1 protein-coding gene is annotated in these 1,584 nt (G+C 58.3%); it reads right to left on the bottom strand.

All coding sequences use genetic code 11. From position 1 onward, the window contains the following. Positions 1-142: 142 nt before the first annotated feature. On the bottom strand, positions 143-1,312 hold the full coding sequence (locus SO140_RS45790) for a hypothetical protein (protein ID WP_449384698.1): 1,170 nt from the start codon (positions 1,310-1,312) through the stop codon (positions 143-145). Between the last annotated feature and the right edge of the window lie 272 nt (positions 1,313-1,584).

The following is a 1,584-nucleotide window of genomic DNA, read 5'->3' as shown; positions in this document are numbered from 1 at the left end:
GGCCGACACAGCCGCTCGGCCGCATCGCCGCTGACGCCAATACATCGGATTACTGCCGCCCTTTTTCAACGGAATCGACCCTTTGCGGACTTATCGAAATCGAAAAGCACTTAAAAGTCTGAGACGGTCACCACTGGGTGAACTACGGAAGTCTTCTTGTCGCCGTAAAGGGATTGAACCCCCGTTCTGCAAGGGCGGCCCACGAAGCTGCACCAAGATGTGGCAATCGAAAATAGAGTCGTGGCTTGGCCAGATCGGTATCCAGCATGAACCCAGTCGGTAGCCCTCGGACACTTGCGGCATAGAACCCGCCATCCGGCGACCTTTGGGATTCGATTACAGCGATCAACGATTTTGCCTTCTCGCCCCTGCCGAGTAACTCCAGCAAGAGAGCCATTTGGCCCGTCCCTTCGGTCCACACTCCGTCTCGGTCTTCACCGTAAGAAAAGCCCCCGTCGACACCCATTCGCTGTTCGGCGGTGGTAATTACCGATGCAAATTTCTTGGCCGCTCCGGGGAGCGCCGTTAAGGGCCAAACCTGAGCATCGAGGGCCAAAATCGGATTGCGCGTGACGCCGTCTTCGGCGGTGCCCGCCGCGAAACAGGCGCATGCCGAATCCCACATCGTATCTACGAAGTGCTCAGCGGCCGTCGCCATATCACGCCAGCGCGAATCGCCTGTGCGGATTGCGAGAATGCCAAACGCGGCGGCGATGTCAGTATTGTGTTCGGTCGATTTCCATGTCCGTACGTCGGGCGTCGGTTCATGCCCAAACGTACCGCCCGTGAAACCGCCAGTGCCGCGCGTGTCGGCCCATTGCGCGACCCAGGCGCCAAGTCGTGTCGCACCGTCTCGGAACCGAGGGCCGGTGTTCACATCGTCAATCGACAGCAAAGCCAACATGGCCCATGCCATGTTTCCATTATCGCTACCCACCTGGTATCGATCTTCTAACCATTTGTTCTGGGCATTGTCCCACCACCCCGGGAGTTTGACGGGGCTATTCGCCACCACACCCGCGGCGTAAGCGTTCCGGAGTCGTCCATCGTGCCATGTGCGGTCGTTATCAATCGCCCAGAGAATCGCCGCCCCAATCCGATATGCTTTGTCTCGTTCACCGCAACCGACCAATGCGATGACGGCCAGCGCATTGTCATAAAGGTAGGCGGCGCCTTGGAGAGGCCCCGCTTCGACGGTCGGATAGCTGGGCAAGAACAACGGCCCTGGCGGTGCCTTATCGATCAGATCAGCGAGGTATCCGCACGCTGACACATTTGGTGTCGCTGAAGCCGGTAGCGGAGCGGCAACCATAGCGATTGTGAAAGTCGCGACGATCCAAGTGTGACAGAAGTGCCTGCGATAACGGTAGAAACAATAAGCAATTGGTTCCGGTAGCATTTCGCTGCCTCTCGCGTCTTCTTCAACCAGAATAGACTTTGGGGCATCAGGAAGAGACCAGGTCGGGATCGAATACAAAATCGTGCCGTCATGTTCAATGGCAGCTGCTGTGAAGGGTTTCGGATGCCGGCCGCATGAGGGACGGGGCGGCGTATTCGGCGGCCGGCGTCCGAAAGCCTCCAAGG

Source organism: Bradyrhizobium sp. UFLA05-108 (genome assembly GCF_059803455.1).
Note: the sequence above shows the minus strand (reverse complement) of the source record. Positions and strands in the feature narration are given on the sequence as shown.